The following is an 18,310-nucleotide window of genomic DNA, read 5'->3' as shown; positions in this document are numbered from 1 at the left end:
AGATCTTCATGAGCGATATCCTCGACAAAATTGTTGCTACCAAGAAAATAGAGATTGCTACTGATTTGAAAAAAATCTCTCTAGTCAATCAACGTGATCAAGCTGAAGAAAATAATCGTGACGCATCTTTTAAGCCACGGGGCTTTATTCAATCTATTGAGCGAAAGATTGCAGCAGGCAAAGCCGGCGTGATTACCGAGATTAAGAAAGCTAGCCCCAGCAAAGGAATCTTGCGGGAAAATTTTCAGCCAGCTGAGATTGCTCAGTCCTACGAAAAAAATGGGGCAGCCTGTTTATCCGTACTTACAGACAAAGAGTATTTTCAGGGGGCTAATGCCTACCTTCAGGCCGCAAGAGCTGCATGCAATATTCCAGTCTTACGCAAAGACTTTACGATCGACCCTTATCAAGTCTATGAAGCAAGGGCAATCGGTGCCGATGCTATTTTGCTCATTGTGGCTTGCTTAGAGCTCAATCAAATGAAGGATCTAGAAGCTTGTGCGCATGAACTCGGTCTCGATGTCCTCGTTGAGGTTCATAACGCTCCTGAATTAGAACAAGCCCTTGAATTAAAAACGCCACTACTTGGAATCAATAATCGCAACCTGAAAACTTTTGAAGTGACTCTTCAAACCACCCTGTCCCTGCTATCAATGGTTCCCACTGGAAAAACCCTGGTTACCGAATCAGGAATTATGAATCGTGCAGACGTGCAATTGATGCGCGATCATCAAATCAATGCATTCTTAGTGGGTGAAGCTTTTATGAGGGCGGATGATCCAGGTGCTGCTTTGAGCCAGCTATTTAATTAATTGGATTTAGAGGGCTTCATTAGGTCTAAGCCATACTTAACAAGCCCGATAAGTATTACTGCCCCGAGCACGTCGCCAATCACCATGACTAGAAAATGATTGAGAGTTCCAGCCTCATCAATACCTCGAACTGCGAACCACCATTGGTGCAAGCCTGAACTGAGGGCAGCGTAAATCACAACACAAATTGCTAGTTTCTGTACGCTTAAGTTACTTAAATCGGATGAGATGCTGATATTGCTCGCAACAAAGAGTTTTGCTAGATAGGGTGCAAAGCCTGAAATCAAGCCGATACCAATGTAGGTGGTGAGCTCGAATGGAAATGGTCCAAAAAAACAAATTACAAATGAAGCAATGGCAATGCCAACGGCGCCAGATAAGCCAAAGATGAGTGTCAGAAATAAACGTAAGCCCGCTGGAAGATAAATCCAATTGACGCCAAGACTATAGCTAAGGTGCGTTGTAAGCCATGCGTTAATACAAAAAAGGCTTGAATAAGCAAACACGCTTACGATAAATCCAACCATCCATTCGCGAAGTATTTTATCCATTACTACGAGTATGGTTGATTCTACAAATACATACAAGTTGCGTACAAGATGAATAGGTCTACAATAGTATTAACCCTAAGGCTAATTACTCATACACAGCGCACCAAATAATGTCTACAACTAAATCTTCTTGCTACATTCGTTTTTTAAATCTGATTGATGTACTAGACCGCATCAATCCTGGCAAAAAACTCGACTCTATTGAAGAAAGTCTGTTGGACAAAATCATTCTAAGCTTTCATGCTGGGCAATCCCTCTTGGTCGGTGATTTAATTTCTCTATCTGAGTTTGGCTCCCAAGCCACACTGCACGGGCGCCTGAAGAATCTCAGCGCCATGGGCTACATCAAGATGGCAGCGAATGAAGATGGACGTAAAAAAGAAGTAGTACCCACTAAGGTTGCCATCAAACGCTACGAAGAAATTTCTAAGTGCTTAGAAAAGGCTGTCAAAGCGGGTTGATTACTCACCCCCACCCAAGAAAGCAAAAAAGCCCTTATTAATAAGGGCTTTTTCTTTAGAGATGATGCTTTAGACGTTAAAGAGGAAGTTTAAGACATCGCCATCTTTAACGACATACTCCTTACCTTCAGCACGCATCTTGCCAGCCTCTTTGGCACCAGACTCGCCCTTGAATTGAACAAAGTCTTCATATGCAATAGTTTGCGCACGAATAAAGCCACGCTCAAAGTCCGTATGAATAACTCCTGCAGCTTGGGGAGCAGTGTCACCTTGGTGAATAGTCCAAGCACGAACCTCTTTAACTCCAGCGGTAAAGTAGGTCTGTAAACCCAACAACTTATAACCCGCACGAATCACACGATCCAATCCAGACTCTTCCATACCTAGGTCCGCCAAGAACTCCACTTTGTCGGCGTCATCAAGGTCAGCAATCTCCGCCTCAATTGCGGCGCATACCGCCACTACTGGGGCGCCCTCTTTGGCCGCATGCTGAATCACCGCCTCTAAATGCGGATTGTTTTCAAAACCGTCTTCTTTGACGTTAGCGATATACATGGCCGGCTTTGCTGTAATTAAGCAGAGCGGCTTTAAGAGCAAATTTTCTTCTTCGGTCAGCTTCATGCTGCGCACCGGCTGAGCCTGATCTAAATGGGCTTGCACTTTGGTCAGCACAGCCACCAAAGCTGATGCTTCTTTGTCATTACCTGACTTAGCCGCCTTACTTGAGCGCTGTAGCGTTTTTTCAACCGTCGTTAAGTCTGACAAGGCCAATTCTGTGTCGATCACGCCGATATCGGAAATTGGGTCAATCTTTCCGGCTACGTGGATCACATTAGCATCCTCGAAACAGCGCACTACATGGGTAATGGCGTCAGTTTCACGAATATTGGCTAAAAATTGATTCCCAAGGCCCTCACCTTTGGAGGCGCCAGCTACCAATCCCGCAATATCGACAAATTCGACAGCTGCAGGCAGGATGCGCTCAGGCTTGACGATCTCAGCCAAGGCGGCAAGACGGGGGTCAGGAACCTCGACCACGCCTACATTAGGCTCGATCGTGCAGAAAGGATAGTTTTCCGCCGCGATTCCAGCCTTGGTAAGCGCGTTAAAGAGGGTAGATTTGCCGACGTTAGGCAGGCCGACGATGCCACATTTCAAAGACATAGCTGTATTGTAAAGGGCTAGTTTCGATATCATCGAGATATGTCAGAAGTTCACTCAAATAGCTCGGTTAAATTGCCAAAAAATACCTCTCAGATACGGACTGTAGATATCGCTATAGTCGGCGGAGGCATAGTGGGCAAGGCTTGCGCCTTAGGTCTAGCGCAACTTGGGTTGCAAACGGTTCAGATTGCCCCCGACTTAGGGCAAGTGCTTGCCGCCCCCGAGGGCAGTCAGTGGGGTCAGCGTATTTATGCTTTTTCTCCCGGCACTCAAAAATTACTAGCTCATCTGCAAGTCTGGGATGCGGTTGATCACAGCCGCTTGCAAGCTGTTCGAGATATGCGCATTTTTGGCGATCGCGGTGAAAACCAGGATCAGCTACATCTATCTGCTTTTGAAGCAGGCGTTCCCCAGCTAGCCTGGATTGGCGAATCGAATGTGATTGAGCACACCCTTGACCAAGCCTCACGCTTCCAAAGTAAATTAGAGCGGATTAATGGCGCAGTCGAAAACATTCAAGTGATTGCTGATGGAGTTCTGCTCCACCTAAAAGATGGATCAAGTTTGAGAGCCCAACTCCTGATTGCGGCTGATGGTGCTAATTCACCCATCCGCTCAGAGTTAGGGATTTCTGCAAAAGAAGAAAGCTACTCACAAAATGCTGTAGTAGCCAATTGGATTTGCAGTAACGCCCATCTAGAAACTGCTTATCAGTGGTTTTTGCCAGGTGGCGATATTGTGGCGATGCTACCGCTACCAAATAAACAAGTGTCGATGGTGTGGTCCACCTCACCAGAAAATGCCGAGGATCTTTTGAAGCTCGATTTTGCAGGGTGGGCTGAAAAATTCTCCTTAATTGCTAATGGAGCAATCGCCGCTCAACTTGGAGAGCTCACGCTCAATTCAACGCCAGCCACTTTCCCTCTTAGAAAAATTCAAGCGAGTCGATTTATTGGCCCAGCAGAAAATCCCAAAGTAGTTCTGATTGGAGATGCCGCTCATGTCATTCATCCGCTAGCAGGACAGGGTTTGAATTTAGGTCTCAGGGATGTTGCATCGCTTCTTCATGTTCTAGGTAAACGAGAGTCTTTTAGACCGCCAAATGACATAGTGCTTCTACGTCGCTACGAGCGTCAACGTCAAGGTGACACCAGCGCATTACTCTGGGTAACAGACAAACTTAAAAAACTTTTTTCAGCAAGCAGTAACACTGAAAAGCAATTACGTAATTGGGGGCTGGGTATGGTCAATCGCAGTCACTTTATTAAACGGCGCCTCATTGAACGCGCTCTCGGGGATGCTGATTTTGAATAAATTACTTTCTACTCTTGCTTTAGCTTGCTCTCTAGCATTGTTAGCAGGAGTGGTCAACGCACAATCGGAACAGCAAGTCCGATCTGAGCTCCAAAAGAAGATTGGTCCAAACACGAAAATCAAAAGTGTTTCTCAATCACCCATCTCCGGCATATATGAAGTATTGGTTGGAAATGAGGTTTTTTATACCGATGCTAATAGCAAATATTTAATCCAAGGTGAAATCATTGAGATCGCTACCGGGAAAAATATAACCGAGCAAAAACAGGCAGATCTCAATCGCATCAAATGGTCTGAACTCAATCCATCAAATGCTTTAAAAGTAGTACGCGGTAATGGCAGTCGACAGTTAGCTATTTTCTCAGACCCGAATTGCGGTTACTGCAAGCGTTTAGAAAAATCCTTGCAGCAACTAGATAACGTGACGATCTACACCTACCTTATCCCAATTCTGTCAGCTGACTCTGCGCAAAAGTCGAAACAAATTTGGTGCTCTGCTGACCCCCAGAAAGCCTACATCGATTGGATGATCAATGGGATTGCCCCTAGCGGTAAGAGCGACTGCACCACGCCTTTAGATAAGAATATGGCCTTTGCCAAAACTTATGGCATCACAGGTACACCTACTATTTTCTTTACTGATGGCAGCCGCTTTCCTGGCGCTGTTCAGGTCACCGATATTGAAAAGAAATTTAGCAGTCTGAAGTAACAGGCAATTCTAATGAACAAATTAAATACCTCTGATCTACCAGCAATCCAGTACACCATTTGGTCGGCGGATTTGCACGGTCACCGCTTTCATGTGAAGTTACGTATTGAGAATCCCTCACCCAACGGACAGATTCTGCAAATGCCTGCCTGGATTCCGGGAAGTTATTTAATACGTGATTTCAGCAAGCAAATTGAAACGATCGAAGCGTTTGCACTGGATAAGCCAAATGAAGCTCTAATCTTAGAGCGAATCGATAACGATCAGTGGCGCTTACCCGAGGTGGCTGGTCCAGTAGAAGTCCTCACAACGGTATATGCATTTGATTCTTCAGTACGAGCCGCTTACCTAGGTACTGAGCGTGCGTTTATTAATCCAAGTAGCCTCTGCATAGCAGTCAAAAGTCAAGAGTCTTCACCCTGCGCAATAGTATTAGTTCCACCTAAAGATAGTCATGCAAATGCTTGGACTGTTCAGACAGGCTTACAGCCAGCCAAGATAGATGATCAGGGTTACGGCTTTTATCTCGCCAAAAATTATGATGATCTCTTAGATCATCCAATTGCGATGGGTGAATTTCAGATTGCACATTGGCAATCAAATGGTGTATCACATGCCATGGCTATTCAGGGCTGTATTCATGAAGTTGATCTGGAGCGCCTAGCAAAAGATCTTCAGGCAATCTGTACCTGCACTATTAACCTCTTTGAACCAAAGACTAAGAAAGCACCTTTCCAGAATTACTTATTTTTGGTGAATGCGGTTCTCTCTGGGTATGGCGGACTCGAGCATCGCAATAGCACTGCTCTGCTGTGCCGTCGTGATCAGATCCCTCAAGTCAATACCCCCTTAGATGAGACATCCTATCGTGAGTTTCTGGGTCTCTGTAGCCATGAATACTTCCACGCCTGGTTAGTCAAGCGCATTCAGCCAAAGGCATTTCAACCCTATCAACTCGATCGCAGAAACCATACCCGTTTACTGTGGTTATTTGAAGGCTTTACGAGCTACTACGATGACTTACAACTATTCCGCAGTAAACGTATTGATCTCAAAACCTACCTTAAGTTAGTTACTAATAATTGGAATAGTATTTTGTGTAGCCCAGGCAGACTAAAGCAAAGCCTAGCAGATAGCTCTTTTGATGCCTGGACAAAATACTATCAAGCCGATGAAAACACGCCAAATGCAGTGGTAAGTTATTACGGCAAGGGCGCTTTGCTAGCTTTAGGTTTAGATCTCAAGATTCGGGCTTTTACAAGCAACCGCCAGTCCTTGGATGATTTGATGCGTCTCATTTGGCAAACCCATGGAGTCACGCTAGATGGTATTGCTGAAGACGGCTTGGATGAGTTAATACTCAAACTACTTGGGAAGGGGTTCTCCAAAACTTGGGTTGAATTTAAGTCTCGTTACATTTTTGGCATTGAAGATATTCCCATTCAGAGATGGATTCATTCGCAAACTATTACAGTGAAGCAAAAACCCCATTCCAAGCTTGAGCAAATTAAATTACAACTTGGGTTGCGTCACACTGAAGTAGGTGGCTGGCTAAAGGTAACTTACGTACTTGACGGTGGTGCCGCGCAATTAGCTGGTCTAGCTACCGGAGATCTTGTAGCCAGCATCAATGGTGAACGGATTACTGCGGCACGTTGGGATAAGGTGTTATCTAGTTTGATCACGGGGCAAGTCATTCAGATTTGTTTTTATCGCGATGATCTAGAGCACGAGTGCATGACCGTTCTTGAGGATGATCAAATTCCACTCCAGTACATACTCACGCCAGCTGAGTAATGCATTCATTTTCTGCGGCTGACATTCCAGAGGATTGGCGCGCCCTACTCGGAGATTATTTTGAATCTTCTGAGTGGCAAACACTGCAGACCAATCTGAGGACTGAGATCAACAATGAGCTTAAGAAGATTTGTCCGGAGCCGCAGAATTTCTTCAAAGCGCTGACATTAACCCCGCTTACCAAAGTCAAGGTCGTTATCTTGGGGCAAGATCCGTATCACTCTCCTGGACTAGCCCAGGGCTTGGCTTTTTCTGTTCCGAGTCATATTCCAACAAATTCTCGCCAGTTTCCGAGTTCTTTGCGCAATATCAGTAAAGCGCTGGCGCTAGAGGGTTTTGGGGCTCTTCCGAATGGTGACCTTCATGCTTGGGCTGAGCAAGGTGTCCTGCTTCTCAATACCGCTCTCAGCGTTAAATTAGGTGAAGCAGGCAGTCACGCCAACCTAGGCTGGAAACCCCTTATCGATAGACTTATTAGTGGCTTGGCGCAGCAAAAGCCTAATCTGGTTTGGATGCTGTGGGGCGGTCATGCCCAATCCAAGTTACCCCTAATTGAGGCAGCTCAACATCAATTAATTCTGCAATCCTCCCATCCTTCTGGGCTGGGGGTCTATAAAACAGAGAAGCCCTTTCTTCAGCCTGGTGCAAAGGCAAGTTGTGGGCACTTCACTAAGGCCAATGATTGGCTTCTGAGGCTGGGTCTAGAGCCGATCATCTGGGTAGATAGGAACAATCCAAACAGCTTAGACTTGTTTTCTGCAGGGGATTGACCTTGGCATAACATGTTACAAATAAGCAAGTTAAAATGTTACATGTAACTTAAATAAAGGGTCTAAAAAAATGCCTTCAAATGCCGCACTTAGAGTCCAAAAACACCGGCTAGCCCTCAGAGATGCTGGATTACGGCCTATTCAAATATGGGTTCCAGATACTCAAGCCCCCGGCTTTTTTGAAGAATGTCGTCGCCAATCAGCTCTAGTAGCCGCTGCCGATCGCGCAGACAATGAGCTGATGGCCTTTCTCGACGACTCATTAGCTGATTTGGATGAAGCATGAAGCGTGGCAACGTAGTAACGGTTGCTATGCAAGGTGACTTTGGAAAGCCTAGACCAGCCTTAGTCCTTCAATCAGACGTATTCAGTGATATTCATGCAACGGTAACGATTGCCTTGATTTCAAGCAACCTTATGCAAGCCCCAATATTCCGACTCGATATTGAGCCAGATGGGTCTAATGGGCTAACTAAACCTTCCCAAGTACAAATCGACAAAATTCAATCCATTCGAATTGAAAAGATTGGGGCAATTATTGGCGAACTTAGTGATGTGATGATGGTGCGAGTTAACAGAGCATTGGCTCTTTGGCTAGGCTTGGCCTAAGCAGTCTATTTAGCAACTGCTGCATAAAAAGAGCAAATAAGACAAGAAGCCACTATGGCACTGAGCCACTCTAGCATCTGACCCGACTGAAATAAGCCTACAAATTGCCCTATGTAGGAGCTAGCTAGGGCAGCAATAGTGCCAACCAAGACTGCCATGAGGAATTTCTGAATCTTGGGCTTGGGTTGACGTTTTCCTGGGTAAAAAACCAAGGCAAATACGCCAGTTAAGCCACCGATCACCAGAAAAGCTAAAAACCCCATTGCCACCCCCTTGTTGCTGACATCAAATCTATAATCACCATTATGAAGTTGTTGACACTCGGCATCAATCATCACACAGCGCCGGTCGCCATTCGGGAAAAGGTCGCCTTTGACCCTGAATTTCTTCAAGAAGCGTTGCACGATCTTCGCCAACATCTTGTTGGTGCGAATCAGGCCGGCCTGCCTGAAGCCACCATTCTGTCTACCTGCAATCGCACCGAGCTCTATTGTGCCGCTAACGATGCAGATGCAGCGAGCCTATTGCATGAAGCCACTTTTGATTGGTTAGCCAAAACCCAACAACTGGCTCCAAGCAGTTTAGAGCCACACATTTACTCACTACCGCAGTCTGATGCGGTACGCCATGCTTTTAGAGTGGCTTGCGGTCTGGACTCCATGGTGATTGGCGAAACCCAAATATTAGGTCAGATGAAAGATGCTGTGCGTACTGCAAATGATGCAGGCGTCCTTGGCACTTATCTCAATCAACTCTTTCAGAAAACCTTTGCTGTTGCAAAAGAAGTTCGTGGCTCAACAGAGATTGGTGCTCACTCAATCTCGATGGCAGCTGCATCCGTTCGATTAGCTGAGCGTATTTTTGAAAGCATTACTGACCAACGCGTTCTGTTTATTGGCGCTGGCGACATGATCACTTTATGTGCCACCCATTTCGTGGCACGTAAGCCTAAAGCAGTGGCGATTGCCAATCGCAGCATTGAACGTGGACAAGAATTAGCAGACTCGATTTCTCTTCAAGATGTTCAAGCAGAATCATTCAAGCTCTCAGAGCTGCCAAGTCGATTGCATGAATTTGACATCATCATTTCAAGTACAGCATCATCACTGCCAATTATCGGTTTAGGAATGGTGGAGAGCGCTCTTAAGCAACGTCGCCGCAAACCCATGGTGATGATTGATCTAGCGGTTCCCCGTGATTTTGAGCCAGAGATTAGCCGCTTAAATGACATCTATTTGTATACAGTCGATGATTTAGGCGTCATGATTCAGACGGGTGCCTCCTTACGCCAAGCGGCAGTGAGTCAGGCCGAAGCCATTATTGAAGATCGGGTTGGTAATTTCATGCACTGGATGCAAGGCCGTAAGACTGTGCCGCTGATTCAGGATATTCAGCAACAAGGCGAGCACCTCAGGCAACTTGAACTCGATCGCGCGATGAAACGATTGATGCGTGGCGATGATCCACAAGAAGTTCTCAATGCGATGGCTCAAGGCTTAACGAATAAGTTCTTGCATGGCTCACTACATGCTTTACAACATTCTAATGGCGCTGAGCGTGATGTCCTGATTAAGTTGCTTCCCAAATTATTTGCCTCGCACTCCAAACCAGAAGACCATTAGATGAAGCCCAGCATGCGGGCTAAGCTAGACCACCTAGACACGCGCTTAGCCGAACTCAATTCCTTACTGACTACCGAAGAGTCCACTAAAGACCTGGACAACTATCGAAAGCTCACGCGTGAGCATTCTGATATTGCAACCGTGGTGGAGCAATTCGGCTTATACAAACAAGCTGAGGCTGATGCTCAAGCTGCAGAAGAGATGCGCAAGGATCCTGACATGAAGGACTTTGCTGATGAAGAGCAGAAGCAAGCTCAAGCCACTATGGAAGAGCTTGAAGGCGTTCTTCAAAAACTACTCCTACCTAAAGATGTGAATGATGAGCGCAATGTTTTCTTAGAAATTCGGGCGGGTACCGGCGGTGATGAGAGCGCACTCTTTGCCAGCGACCTTCTCAGAATGTATACGCGCTTTGCTGAGCGTCAGGGATGGAAAGTAGAAGTGGTGAATGCAGCTGAATCCGATCTGGGTGGATATAAAGAAGTTGTTCTGCGCTTGGTAGGTCAGTCCGTCTACTCTCGTCTCAAATTTGAGTCTGGTGGCCATCGTGTGCAACGTGTTCCCCAAACAGAAACGCAGGGACGTATTCATACTTCGGCTTGCACGGTAGCGGTGATGCCAGAGGCTGATGAATTAGAGGCAGTCAAAATTAATCCAGCTGAATTACGCATTGATACTTTTAGAGCTTCAGGTGCTGGTGGTCAGCATATTAATAAAACCGACTCTGCGGTACGTATTACCCATTTACCAACCGGCACTGTAGTTGAGTGCCAAGACGATCGTAGTCAGCACCGTAATCGTGAACAAGCGATGAAGGTTCTAGTCTCGCGCATTATGGATGCCCGCGAGCGTGAAAAACATCAGCTAGAAGCCCAGACCAGAAAGTCCTTAGTTGGCACTGGTGATCGTAGCGATCGCATTCGGACTTATAACTTTCCGCAAGGTCGTATTACCGATCACCGCATCAATCTCACGCTTTATAAGATCGATGCCATGATGGATGGTGATATTGACGATCTATGCAATGCCCTTGCGTCTGAGCATCAGGCGGAGCTTCTTGCAGCCCTTGGTGACAATTAATCACAACCCGGATGAGTGTCAGCCAATCTTTACGCGAATTAATTAGCAGTTGCGAGTTGCCCGCTAATGAAGCGCGGATCTTACTAGCCCACATCCTAGAGAAACACTACCAACTCCCACGCTCTGCCCTGCTGTCTCGTGATGGTATGGGTTTGAATGAGCAAGCTTTTGGAGAATGGGAAAACCTAGTCTCCAGGAGAGTTTTGGGGGAACCCATTGCGTATATCTTGGGTAGGAAGGGCTTTCACAATATTGAGTTAGAAGTGGGCCCCGGGGTGCTTATTCCCCGCCCAGAAACTGAGCTCCTCGTAGAGATTGCCCTTACTGAAATTACTAAACTCAATAAACATATAAGAGTATTAGATCTGGGCACTGGCTCTGGTGCTATTGCACTTTCTATCGCAAGCACTGCGCCCCTGGCATCGCTGATTGCAACTGATCAATCGACTGAGGCTCTGGCTATTGCAAAGCAAAATGCACAATCTCTGAAGCTATTAGATCAAGTCCAGTTTTTACTGGGTAGCTGGTATACGGCATTGACCGAACCAAGCCAATTTGATGTGATTGTGAGTAATCCGCCCTATATCGCCCATGAGAACCCCCACCTTACTCAAGGGGATCTGCGCTTTGAGCCTCAATCTGCTCTGACCGATTACGCTAGTGGGCTGAGCTGCTTAGAGATCATTATTGCGGGGGCAGATCAATACCTCAAACCTGGCGGCTTGATTGCCGTCGAGCATGGCTTTGATCAATCTGAGGCTGTGATGGGGTTGATGAAAGTAGCGGGTTTAATAGGTGTGCAGGCGCACCTGGATTTAGCAGGTCACTGCCGAGCAGCTTCTGGACGAAAAAGGCTCTAAAACCGATAAAGGGAATTAACCCTTTTCTTCAGATAGACTTAAAATTACCCCATTATTAGCAGTACATCATCATCTTTAATTAGCATCAATTCAGGAAAAAATATGGACACCCAAGCAAAAATTCAAGAAATCGTTACTAGCCATCCCGTTGTTTTGTTTATGAAGGGTAATGCCCAGTTTCCGCAATGCGGCTTTTCCGGGAACGCGATCAATATTTTGCGCGCAAGTGGTGTAGAAACTCTTCATACCGTTAACGTTCTGGAAGATGAAGCAATCCGTCAGGGCATTAAGGAATTTGCTAACTGGCCAACGATTCCTCAGCTCTACATCAATGGCGAATTTATTGGTGGCTCAGACATCATGACTGAAATGTTTGAAAGCGGTGAGTTGAAAAAGCTTGTACAAGGCTAATTACACAAAATACACATAGCTCATATTTGTGACTTTTGACTTAAGCTCTCTTTTACTATTTGGCCTGCCATTCAGTTTATGCGCAGGCCTTTTGGTCTATGCACTCAATTTGCGCTCGGCTCTCACTAGAGTGGAGCAACAAATTCAAACTGATGGCGCTCTTTCTGCCAGCTTACGGGTAGAGCGTGATCAGGCATTACAGAATGCCATTCGACTTGAGGCGGCATTAGATTCTGAGCGTAAACAGGGCTTAGGAAGAATTGAATCCCTTAATGAGGCTAAAGAGGCACTCACTAGCCAATTCAAAAATCTTGCCAATGAAATTTTGGAAGATAAGTCCAAGCGCTTTACTGAGCAGAACGTTGCTAGCTTAGATGCCCTTCTGAAACCACTACAAACTAAGCTTTCAGAATTTAAAGAGCAGGTAAATACCTCCTACGGAAATGAAGCACGCGAGCGCTTTGCTCTCAAGAGTGAAATCGAGCGTCTAGCTAATCTGAATTTACGCATGTCTGATGAGACACGTTCGCTGACCCAAGCACTGAAGGGTGACTCGAAAGTACAAGGTAATTGGGGTGAATTGGTTTTAGAATCCATTCTCGAATCTTCAGGCCTACGAAAGGGTGAAGAATATCTAGTTCAGGATAGCCATACTCAGACTGATGGCTCGCGTCTCCAACCTGACGTGGTAGTTAAGTTACCAGAGGGTAGAAGCTTAGTGGTTGATAGCAAGGTTTCTATTACGGCCTACTCCCGTCATGCTGAGGCAACCGATCCGATAATCTCAGAGCAAGAGTTGGCTGCACATATTCAATCTCTTCGACAACACATTCAAGGCCTCTCAAGTAAGAACTACAGCTCTTTGTATGGTATTGGCTCAGTAGACTTTGTATTGATGTTTGTGCCCATTGAACCTGCATTCCTGCTAGCCTTGAAGACAGCGCCCAATTTATACCAAGAGGCACTAGCCAAGAATATTGTGCTGGTATGCCCAAGTACCTTGATGGCTACACTGCGTACCGTTGCCCACCTATGGCGTCAAGATCATCAAAACCGCAACGCCCTTGAAATTGCAAAACAGTGTGGCACGCTATATGACAAGTTTGTTGGCTTTGTTGATGATCTTGAAAAACTTGGTCAACGCTTAGATCAAGCCCAAACGAGTTATCACGACGCCTTTAATAAACTCAAATCTGGAAAAGGTAATCTGATTCGTACTGCGGAAAAAGTACGTGAGCTTGGTGTGAAGCCTAGCAAAAATTTATCCGCACCCTTAATTGAATCGTCAAGCGACTCAGAATAAAAATTGGCTGCTATTCCCGCATTAGAAATCAAAGCTGCATCGCATTCCTATAGAAAAGTAGCCATTGCAGCGTGCTTTGGAACCTTTTTAGAGTGGTACGACTTTCTGACCTTTGCAACTCTTGCAGTAGTTTTTGGTCCCCTTTTCTTTCCCTCTAGCGATCCCAATAACGCCCTATTAGCCAGCTTGGCGACCTTTGGTGTGGGTATGGTGGTGAGGCCTATTGGAGCAGCGATATTTGGCAGCATTGGCGACCGCATTGGGCGACGACCTGTTTTCATGATCACTATAGTATTGATGAGTTTTGCTACTGTCTGTGTCGGATTTTTACCAACCTATACCCAAGTCGGTATCTGGGCACCTGTTCTGCTGGTAGGCCTTAGACTGCTTCAAGGCCTCTCAGCAGGGGGTGAAATTGGCGGCAGTGCTGTCTTCCTCACTGAGCATGCCGGTGACTCTCATCGCGGATTTAAAACCAGCTTCTTACAGCTCATGGGGCCGCTTGGGATCTTAATATCCACACTCCAAATCGCCTCGCTACAAACCTATCTTACTCAAGAAGAATTTCTATCCTGGGGCTGGCGTGTGCCATTTTGGGTCTCACTGATTCTGCTCTTGATTGCATTTAAAGCTCGCATGGCTCTGGAAGAAACGCCAATCTATTTGCAACTCAGCAAAACAGAGGCCCAGTCTAAAAGCCCATTGCGTGACAACCTGAAAGATCCAGAAACCAGAAAGAAAATGTTTCTCCTTTTTTTCTGTATCTCTGCTGGCGGCGCAGTATTGTTTTTCTGCGTACAGGTTTACACCTCAGTCTTCCTAAAGACTACCGTAAGGCTTGCCCCTCAATTAGTTGATCAACTCAGTGTGTACGCAACAGTTGCATTATTGCCTTTCACGGTATTTGCGGGATGGCTCTCAGATAAGATTGGCAGAAAGCCTGTCGTTGTCAGCGGCCTCCTCTTGGGCGCAACACTAATACTGCCAGCGTTTTATTTACTACAAAGTAATAGCGGATCTATCTTATTGATAGCAGGAATCTTAATTGGCTTATCAGCAATCCTTGCACTGGTAGTGGGCCCGCAAACAGCGCTTCTTGCAGAGCTATTCCCTGCCAAAACCAGAAACAGTGCAGCTACCCTTCCGCACAATCTAGCTGCCGGGTGGATAGGCGGACTTCTACCATTGATTGTGACCTGGCTGAATCAACACTGGGAAAGCAGTCTTGCGGGGCTCTGGTATCCGACTATTTTCTTGGCTAGCGGGGCAATCGTGGCAATTCTGTATTTACCAGAAACGAGAAGAGCGAACCTACTCAATTAAGTGGCACGCAACACACTTCAATACTGGCACCATAATTGAAAAAACCCAAGTTCGTGAGAACTTAGGTTTTGAATTTTGGTGCCCCTTGTCCGACTCGAACAGACCACCTACTGATTACAAATCAGTTGCTCTACCAGATGAGCTAAAGGGGCAACGAATAATATTTTAACCTATTTCACAATCGTCAAGGAAGGTCTGCTGGCTTTCGGTTTTTCAGCATTCTCGGAGGCATCCTCTTTAAGTTTGCCGGCCTGAGTGGCATCAAAAGGGAAGGACATTCCCTGGCCATTCTCTCGTGCATAGATTGCTAAAACATGACTTACGGGGACCATGATTTTTCTTGGGACTCCGCCAAATCTTGCCTGAAAACTGATCCAATCATTATCTAAATTCAGCTGATGGCAGGCCTCCAAGGAGAGGTTTAAAACAATCTCATCCTTCTTCACAAACTCCATAGGCACTTCAACACTAGAATCAACAAAGACTGCAATGAAAGGCGTAAAACCAAAATCCGTGCACCACTGATGCAGGGCACGGATTAGGTAGGGTTTATTACTTGGAATGTCAGACATGCTTATTCTGCCAGCCTGAGTAATGAGCCGCTTAGCGACGCATTACCTTTTCTGATGGTGTCAAAGCCTCAATGTAAGCAGGTCTACTGAAAATACGCTCAGCATACTTTAAGAGAGGGGCAGCATTGCGTGAAAGATCGATACCGTAATGCTCCAAACGCCACAATAAAGGAGCGATTGCTACATCCAGCATGGAGAATTCTTCGCCCAACATGTATTTGTTCTTCACAAAAATGGGGGCAAGCTGAGTTAAGCGATCACGAATGGCTAATCGCGCTTTTTCATGAGACTTCTCAGATGCTTTACCTTTTTCATTCTCCAAGGCTGCAACGTGTACAAACAACTCTTTTTCGAAATTGAAAAGGAAGAGACGCGCGCGTGCACGAGCAACTGGATCAGGTGGCATCAACTGTGGGTGAGGAAAACGCTCATCAATATACTCATTAATGATGTTTGACTCATACAAAATCAAATCGCGTTCAACCAAGATTGGAACTTGGCCATAAGGGTTCATTACCGAGATGTCTTCTGGCTTGTTGAACAAGTCCACATCACGAATTTCAAAGTCCATGCCTTTTTCAAAAAGCACCAGACGGCAGCGTTGCGAGAATGGGCAATTTGTGCCCGAGTACAACACCATCATAAATTTATTTCCTTAAATATCTACTTCCGTACAACAAACGCACAACAGCGTTAAATCGGTTCACTAATGAGCCCTAGCCTTAGGGCCCATCAAATTGAATTAGTGAATGTCTTTCCAATAAGCCTTGTTCAAACGCCAAGCCAAGAGGGTGAAAATTGCCAAGAAGATCAGCACGATAACTCCAAGACGCTTACGCTCTAGCTGAACTGGCTCAGCCATCCAGGATAAGAATGCCACCAAGTCAGCAATATTGTCATCGTATTCCTGTGACTTCATTGTTCCAGGGGTTAATTGCTCAAATCCAACGAACTTTTTCTCTACACGGTTTGCATCGTGTGGATCTGGGCGATCCTCAAACTTTGCCGCACGTTCGCCTTGTAGTTGCCATAAAACATGTGGCATCCCTACGTTTGGATACACCAAGTTATTCCAACCTGTTTGCGTGGTGTCATCTTTGTAAAAAGTACGGAAGTAGGTGTAGAGCCAGTCAGTACCGCGTGCACGAGCCTCAACAGATAAATCTGGTGGAGTCTTACCAAAGTAAGCCTTACCTTCTTTAGGTGTCATAGAGATCGTCATCAGATCGCCAACCTTCGCATCCGTCAAGATCAAATTATCTTTGATCTGTTGGTCGCTCAAGCCGATATCACGTAAACGGTTGTAACGCATGCTGGCTGCCGCATGACAATTCAAGCAATAGTTCACAAATATCTTGGCACCATTTTGCAAGGAGGCATTGTTACTCACGCGACTAGGCGCAGTATCCAGGGGATAGCCACCCTCGTTTGCATTTGCATTGAAGCCAAAACCAAGTGCCGCAACTAAAACAGTTGCCTGGCAGATGCCCATCAAATTTTGCAGAATTCGTTTCATACTATTTCCTAATATCTCAGCGTGAATTAATGGGACTCAAAGGTAACGCGTGTTGGAACTGGCTTGAATGTACCAAGCTTGCTCCAGAACGGCATTGCCAAGAAAAAGCCCAGATAATAGATAGTGCAAATCTGAGAAATCTTTTCGTACACGGGTGATGGTGCCTCAATACCCAAGTAACCCAAAATCGCAAAAGTCACAACAAAGATGCCATAAATATATTTATGGAACTTTGGGCGATAGCGAATGGATTTCACTGGGGAGTGATCTAACCATGGCAAGAAGAACAGGATCACTACTGAACCGCCCATGATCACAACACCCCAAAACTTCGCATCAAGTGCATAAAAGCCAGCAGCCAAAACCACAGCGATAGCTACGCAAGCGCCCTTGACCTTAATGTCTTTTGACTTAAGGGCAAACATTCCAAGAATCACTGCCAAGAAAATCCACAAAGGCAATAGGAAGTTCGTTGTAGTGGCACGCAACATCGAGTAGAACGGTGTGAAATACCACACTGGTGCGATATGCGATGGCGTTACAAATGGGTTTGCTGGAATAAAGTTATTCGCCTCTAAGAAATAGCCGCCCATCTCTGGCGCAAAGAACACAATCGAAGCAAAAATAATCAAGAAACCGCCCAAATACATCACGTCATGAACGCTGTAAAAAGGATGGAATGGAATGCCATCAACAGGATGGCCATTAGCATCCAGCGTGTTCTTAATTTCAACACCATCTGGATTATTCGAACCCACTTCATGCAAAGCCAAAATATGTGCCGCAACTAAACCGATCAACACTAGTGGAATGGCGATGACGTGGAATGCAAAGAAGCGATTCAAAGTTGCATCGCCAACTACATAGTCACCACGCAACCATAAGGAGAGGTCTGGACCAATCAATGGGATAGCGGAGAACAAGTTCACAATAACCTGAGCACCCCAGTAAGACATTTGACCCCATGGGAGCAAGTATCCAAAGAACGCCTCGCCCATCAAGCACAAGAAAATGGCGCAACCAAAAATCCAAATCAGTTCACGCGGTTTGCGATAGGAGCCGTAAATCAAACCACAGAACATATGCATGTAGACCACCACAAAGAACATCGAGGCGCCAGTCGAATGCATATAACGAATCAACCAACCAAATGGCACTTCGCGCATGATGTATTCAACAGACTCAAATGCCTTAGCAGCATCTGGCTTGTAGTTCATTACCAAGAAGATACCGGTAACAATCTGAATAGCCAAAACCACAATGGCGAGAGCACCAAATATGTAGAAGAAATTGAGGTTTTTAGGAGCGTAATACTCACTCATGTGACGCTTAAATGCATCTGTCACCGGTAAACGCGAATCAACCCAAGCCATCATCTTCACTGCGGCAGATGCGTTTGCTGGAACTACTTTTTCTTGAAATGCCATTTATCTCTC

20 protein-coding genes, 1 tRNA gene and 1 pseudogene are annotated in these 18,310 nt (G+C 45.8%); 14 read left to right on the top strand and 8 right to left on the bottom strand.

Annotated elements, in window-relative coordinates:
* Nucleotides 1-8 precede the first annotated feature (8 nt).
* Entirely contained in the window at nt 9-812 is an 804-nt protein-coding gene (trpC, locus tag C2747_RS00785) for an indole-3-glycerol phosphate synthase TrpC (RefSeq protein ID WP_215331838.1), read from the top strand.
* Here the strand turns inward: trpC and C2747_RS00780 are convergent.
* Nucleotides 809-1,363: a hypothetical protein gene (locus C2747_RS00780; RefSeq protein WP_215331837.1), complete on the bottom strand. Its 555-nt coding sequence runs from the start codon at nt 1,361-1,363 to the stop codon at nt 809-811. The genes trpC and C2747_RS00780 overlap by 4 nt on opposite strands.
* 110 nt (nt 1,364-1,473) lie before the next feature.
* Here C2747_RS00780 and C2747_RS00775 point away from each other — a divergent pair, with 110 nt between their 5' ends.
* On the top strand, nt 1,474-1,824 hold the full coding sequence (locus C2747_RS00775) for a hypothetical protein (RefSeq protein ID WP_215331836.1): 351 nt from the start codon (nt 1,474-1,476) through the stop codon (nt 1,822-1,824).
* 69 nt (nt 1,825-1,893) lie between these two features.
* Here the strand turns inward: C2747_RS00775 and ychF are convergent, their stop codons facing one another.
* Nucleotides 1,894-2,988 (bottom strand): redox-regulated ATPase YchF, encoded by a 1,095-nt coding sequence (gene ychF, locus C2747_RS00770; RefSeq protein WP_215331835.1) that lies wholly within the window; start codon nt 2,986-2,988, stop codon nt 1,894-1,896.
* Nucleotides 2,989-3,027: 39 nt separating this feature from the next.
* On the opposite strand from ychF, the gene C2747_RS00765 reads away from it, so the two are divergent.
* The 6 genes from C2747_RS00765 (at nt 3,028) to C2747_RS00740 (ending at nt 8,187) form a co-directional block, all read left to right on the top strand.
* Nucleotides 3,028-4,302 (top strand): FAD-dependent monooxygenase, encoded by a 1,275-nt coding sequence (locus C2747_RS00765; protein ID WP_215331834.1) that lies wholly within the window; start codon nt 3,028-3,030, stop codon nt 4,300-4,302.
* Nucleotides 4,295-5,011 (top strand): DsbC family protein, encoded by a 717-nt coding sequence (locus C2747_RS00760; RefSeq protein ID WP_251374772.1) that lies wholly within the window; start codon nt 4,295-4,297, stop codon nt 5,009-5,011. The genes C2747_RS00765 and C2747_RS00760 overlap by 8 nt, the downstream gene beginning before the upstream one ends.
* A 12-nt stretch (nt 5,012-5,023) precedes the next feature.
* Complete coding sequence (locus C2747_RS00755) at nt 5,024-6,808, top strand: M61 family metallopeptidase (RefSeq protein ID WP_215331832.1); 1,785 nt, start codon at nt 5,024-5,026, stop codon at nt 6,806-6,808.
* Entirely contained in the window at nt 6,808-7,578 is a 771-nt protein-coding gene (locus tag C2747_RS00750) for a uracil-DNA glycosylase (RefSeq protein ID WP_215331831.1), read from the top strand. Before C2747_RS00755 ends, C2747_RS00750 begins: the two co-directional genes overlap by 1 nt.
* Before the next feature lie 70 nt (nt 7,579-7,648).
* The gene (locus C2747_RS00745) at nt 7,649-7,864 is read left to right on the top strand and encodes an antitoxin MazE family protein (protein ID WP_215331830.1); all 216 of its coding nucleotides are present in this window, start codon (nt 7,649-7,651) and stop codon (nt 7,862-7,864) included.
* Complete coding sequence (locus C2747_RS00740) at nt 7,861-8,187, top strand: type II toxin-antitoxin system PemK/MazF family toxin (RefSeq protein WP_215331829.1); 327 nt, start codon at nt 7,861-7,863, stop codon at nt 8,185-8,187. The genes C2747_RS00745 and C2747_RS00740 overlap by 4 nt, the downstream gene beginning before the upstream one ends.
* A gap of 5 nt (nt 8,188-8,192) precedes the next feature.
* On the opposite strand, the gene C2747_RS00735 is transcribed toward C2747_RS00740, so the two are convergent.
* Nucleotides 8,193-8,450: a GlsB/YeaQ/YmgE family stress response membrane protein gene (locus C2747_RS00735; protein ID WP_215331828.1), complete on the bottom strand. Its 258-nt coding sequence runs from the start codon at nt 8,448-8,450 to the stop codon at nt 8,193-8,195.
* Nucleotides 8,451-8,492: 42 nt separating this feature from the next.
* On the opposite strand from C2747_RS00735, the gene hemA reads away from it, so the two are divergent.
* The 6 genes from hemA to C2747_RS00705 all read left to right on the top strand — a co-directional run bounded on the left by hemA (nt 8,493) and on the right by C2747_RS00705 (nt 14,786).
* Nucleotides 8,493-9,809 carry a glutamyl-tRNA reductase gene (hemA, locus tag C2747_RS00730; protein WP_215331827.1) on the top strand — a complete coding sequence of 439 codons (1,317 nt, stop codon included), beginning with the start codon at nt 8,493-8,495 and terminating at the stop codon, nt 9,807-9,809.
* Entirely contained in the window at nt 9,810-10,889 is a 1,080-nt protein-coding gene (prfA, locus tag C2747_RS00725) for a peptide chain release factor 1 (protein ID WP_215331826.1), read from the top strand. It abuts the gene before it with no gap.
* An 11-nt stretch (nt 10,890-10,900) separates the two neighbouring features.
* A complete protein-coding gene (gene prmC, locus C2747_RS00720; protein ID WP_215331825.1) occupies nt 10,901-11,749 on the top strand; it encodes a peptide chain release factor N(5)-glutamine methyltransferase in 849 nt (282 codons plus the stop codon).
* Between the two features lie 102 nt (nt 11,750-11,851).
* Nucleotides 11,852-12,160: a Grx4 family monothiol glutaredoxin gene (grxD, locus tag C2747_RS00715; RefSeq protein ID WP_046329433.1), complete on the top strand. Its 309-nt coding sequence runs from the start codon at nt 11,852-11,854 to the stop codon at nt 12,158-12,160.
* Nucleotides 12,161-12,188: 28 nt separating this feature from the next.
* Nucleotides 12,189-13,463 (top strand): DNA recombination protein RmuC, encoded by a 1,275-nt coding sequence (locus C2747_RS00710; protein WP_215331824.1) that lies wholly within the window; start codon nt 12,189-12,191, stop codon nt 13,461-13,463.
* A gap of 3 nt (nt 13,464-13,466) precedes the next feature.
* Entirely contained in the window at nt 13,467-14,786 is a 1,320-nt protein-coding gene (locus C2747_RS00705) for an MFS transporter (protein WP_215331823.1), read from the top strand.
* Between the two features lie 76 nt (nt 14,787-14,862).
* Here C2747_RS00705 and C2747_RS00700 read toward each other — a convergent pair.
* The 5 genes and pseudogenes from C2747_RS00700 to C2747_RS00680 all read right to left on the bottom strand — a co-directional run bounded on the left by C2747_RS00700 (nt 14,863) and on the right by C2747_RS00680 (nt 18,301).
* Nucleotides 14,863-14,938: transfer RNA gene (locus C2747_RS00700), tRNA-Thr, on the bottom strand.
* Between the two features lie 51 nt (nt 14,939-14,989).
* Nucleotides 14,990-15,358: pseudogene (locus tag C2747_RS00695) on the bottom strand (ClpXP protease specificity-enhancing factor); the annotation flags it as partial.
* Between the two features lie 31 nt (nt 15,359-15,389).
* The gene (locus C2747_RS00690; RefSeq protein WP_215331821.1) at nt 15,390-16,001 is read right to left on the bottom strand and encodes a glutathione S-transferase N-terminal domain-containing protein; all 612 of its coding nucleotides are present in this window, start codon (nt 15,999-16,001) and stop codon (nt 15,390-15,392) included.
* A 99-nt stretch (nt 16,002-16,100) separates the two neighbouring features.
* Nucleotides 16,101-16,874, bottom strand: coding sequence for a cytochrome c1 (locus C2747_RS00685; RefSeq protein WP_215331820.1), 774 nt, complete (start codon nt 16,872-16,874; stop codon nt 16,101-16,103).
* A gap of 26 nt (nt 16,875-16,900) precedes the next feature.
* On the bottom strand, nt 16,901-18,301 hold the full coding sequence (locus tag C2747_RS00680; RefSeq protein WP_215331819.1) for a cytochrome b: 1,401 nt from the start codon (nt 18,299-18,301) through the stop codon (nt 16,901-16,903).
* Nucleotides 18,302-18,310: the final 9 nt, after the last annotated feature.

The sequence above is a fragment of the Polynucleobacter corsicus genome (genome assembly GCF_018688255.1).
GTDB lineage: Bacteria > Pseudomonadota > Gammaproteobacteria > Burkholderiales > Burkholderiaceae > Polynucleobacter > Polynucleobacter corsicus.
This window is presented reverse-complemented; position numbering and strand designations above follow the sequence as displayed.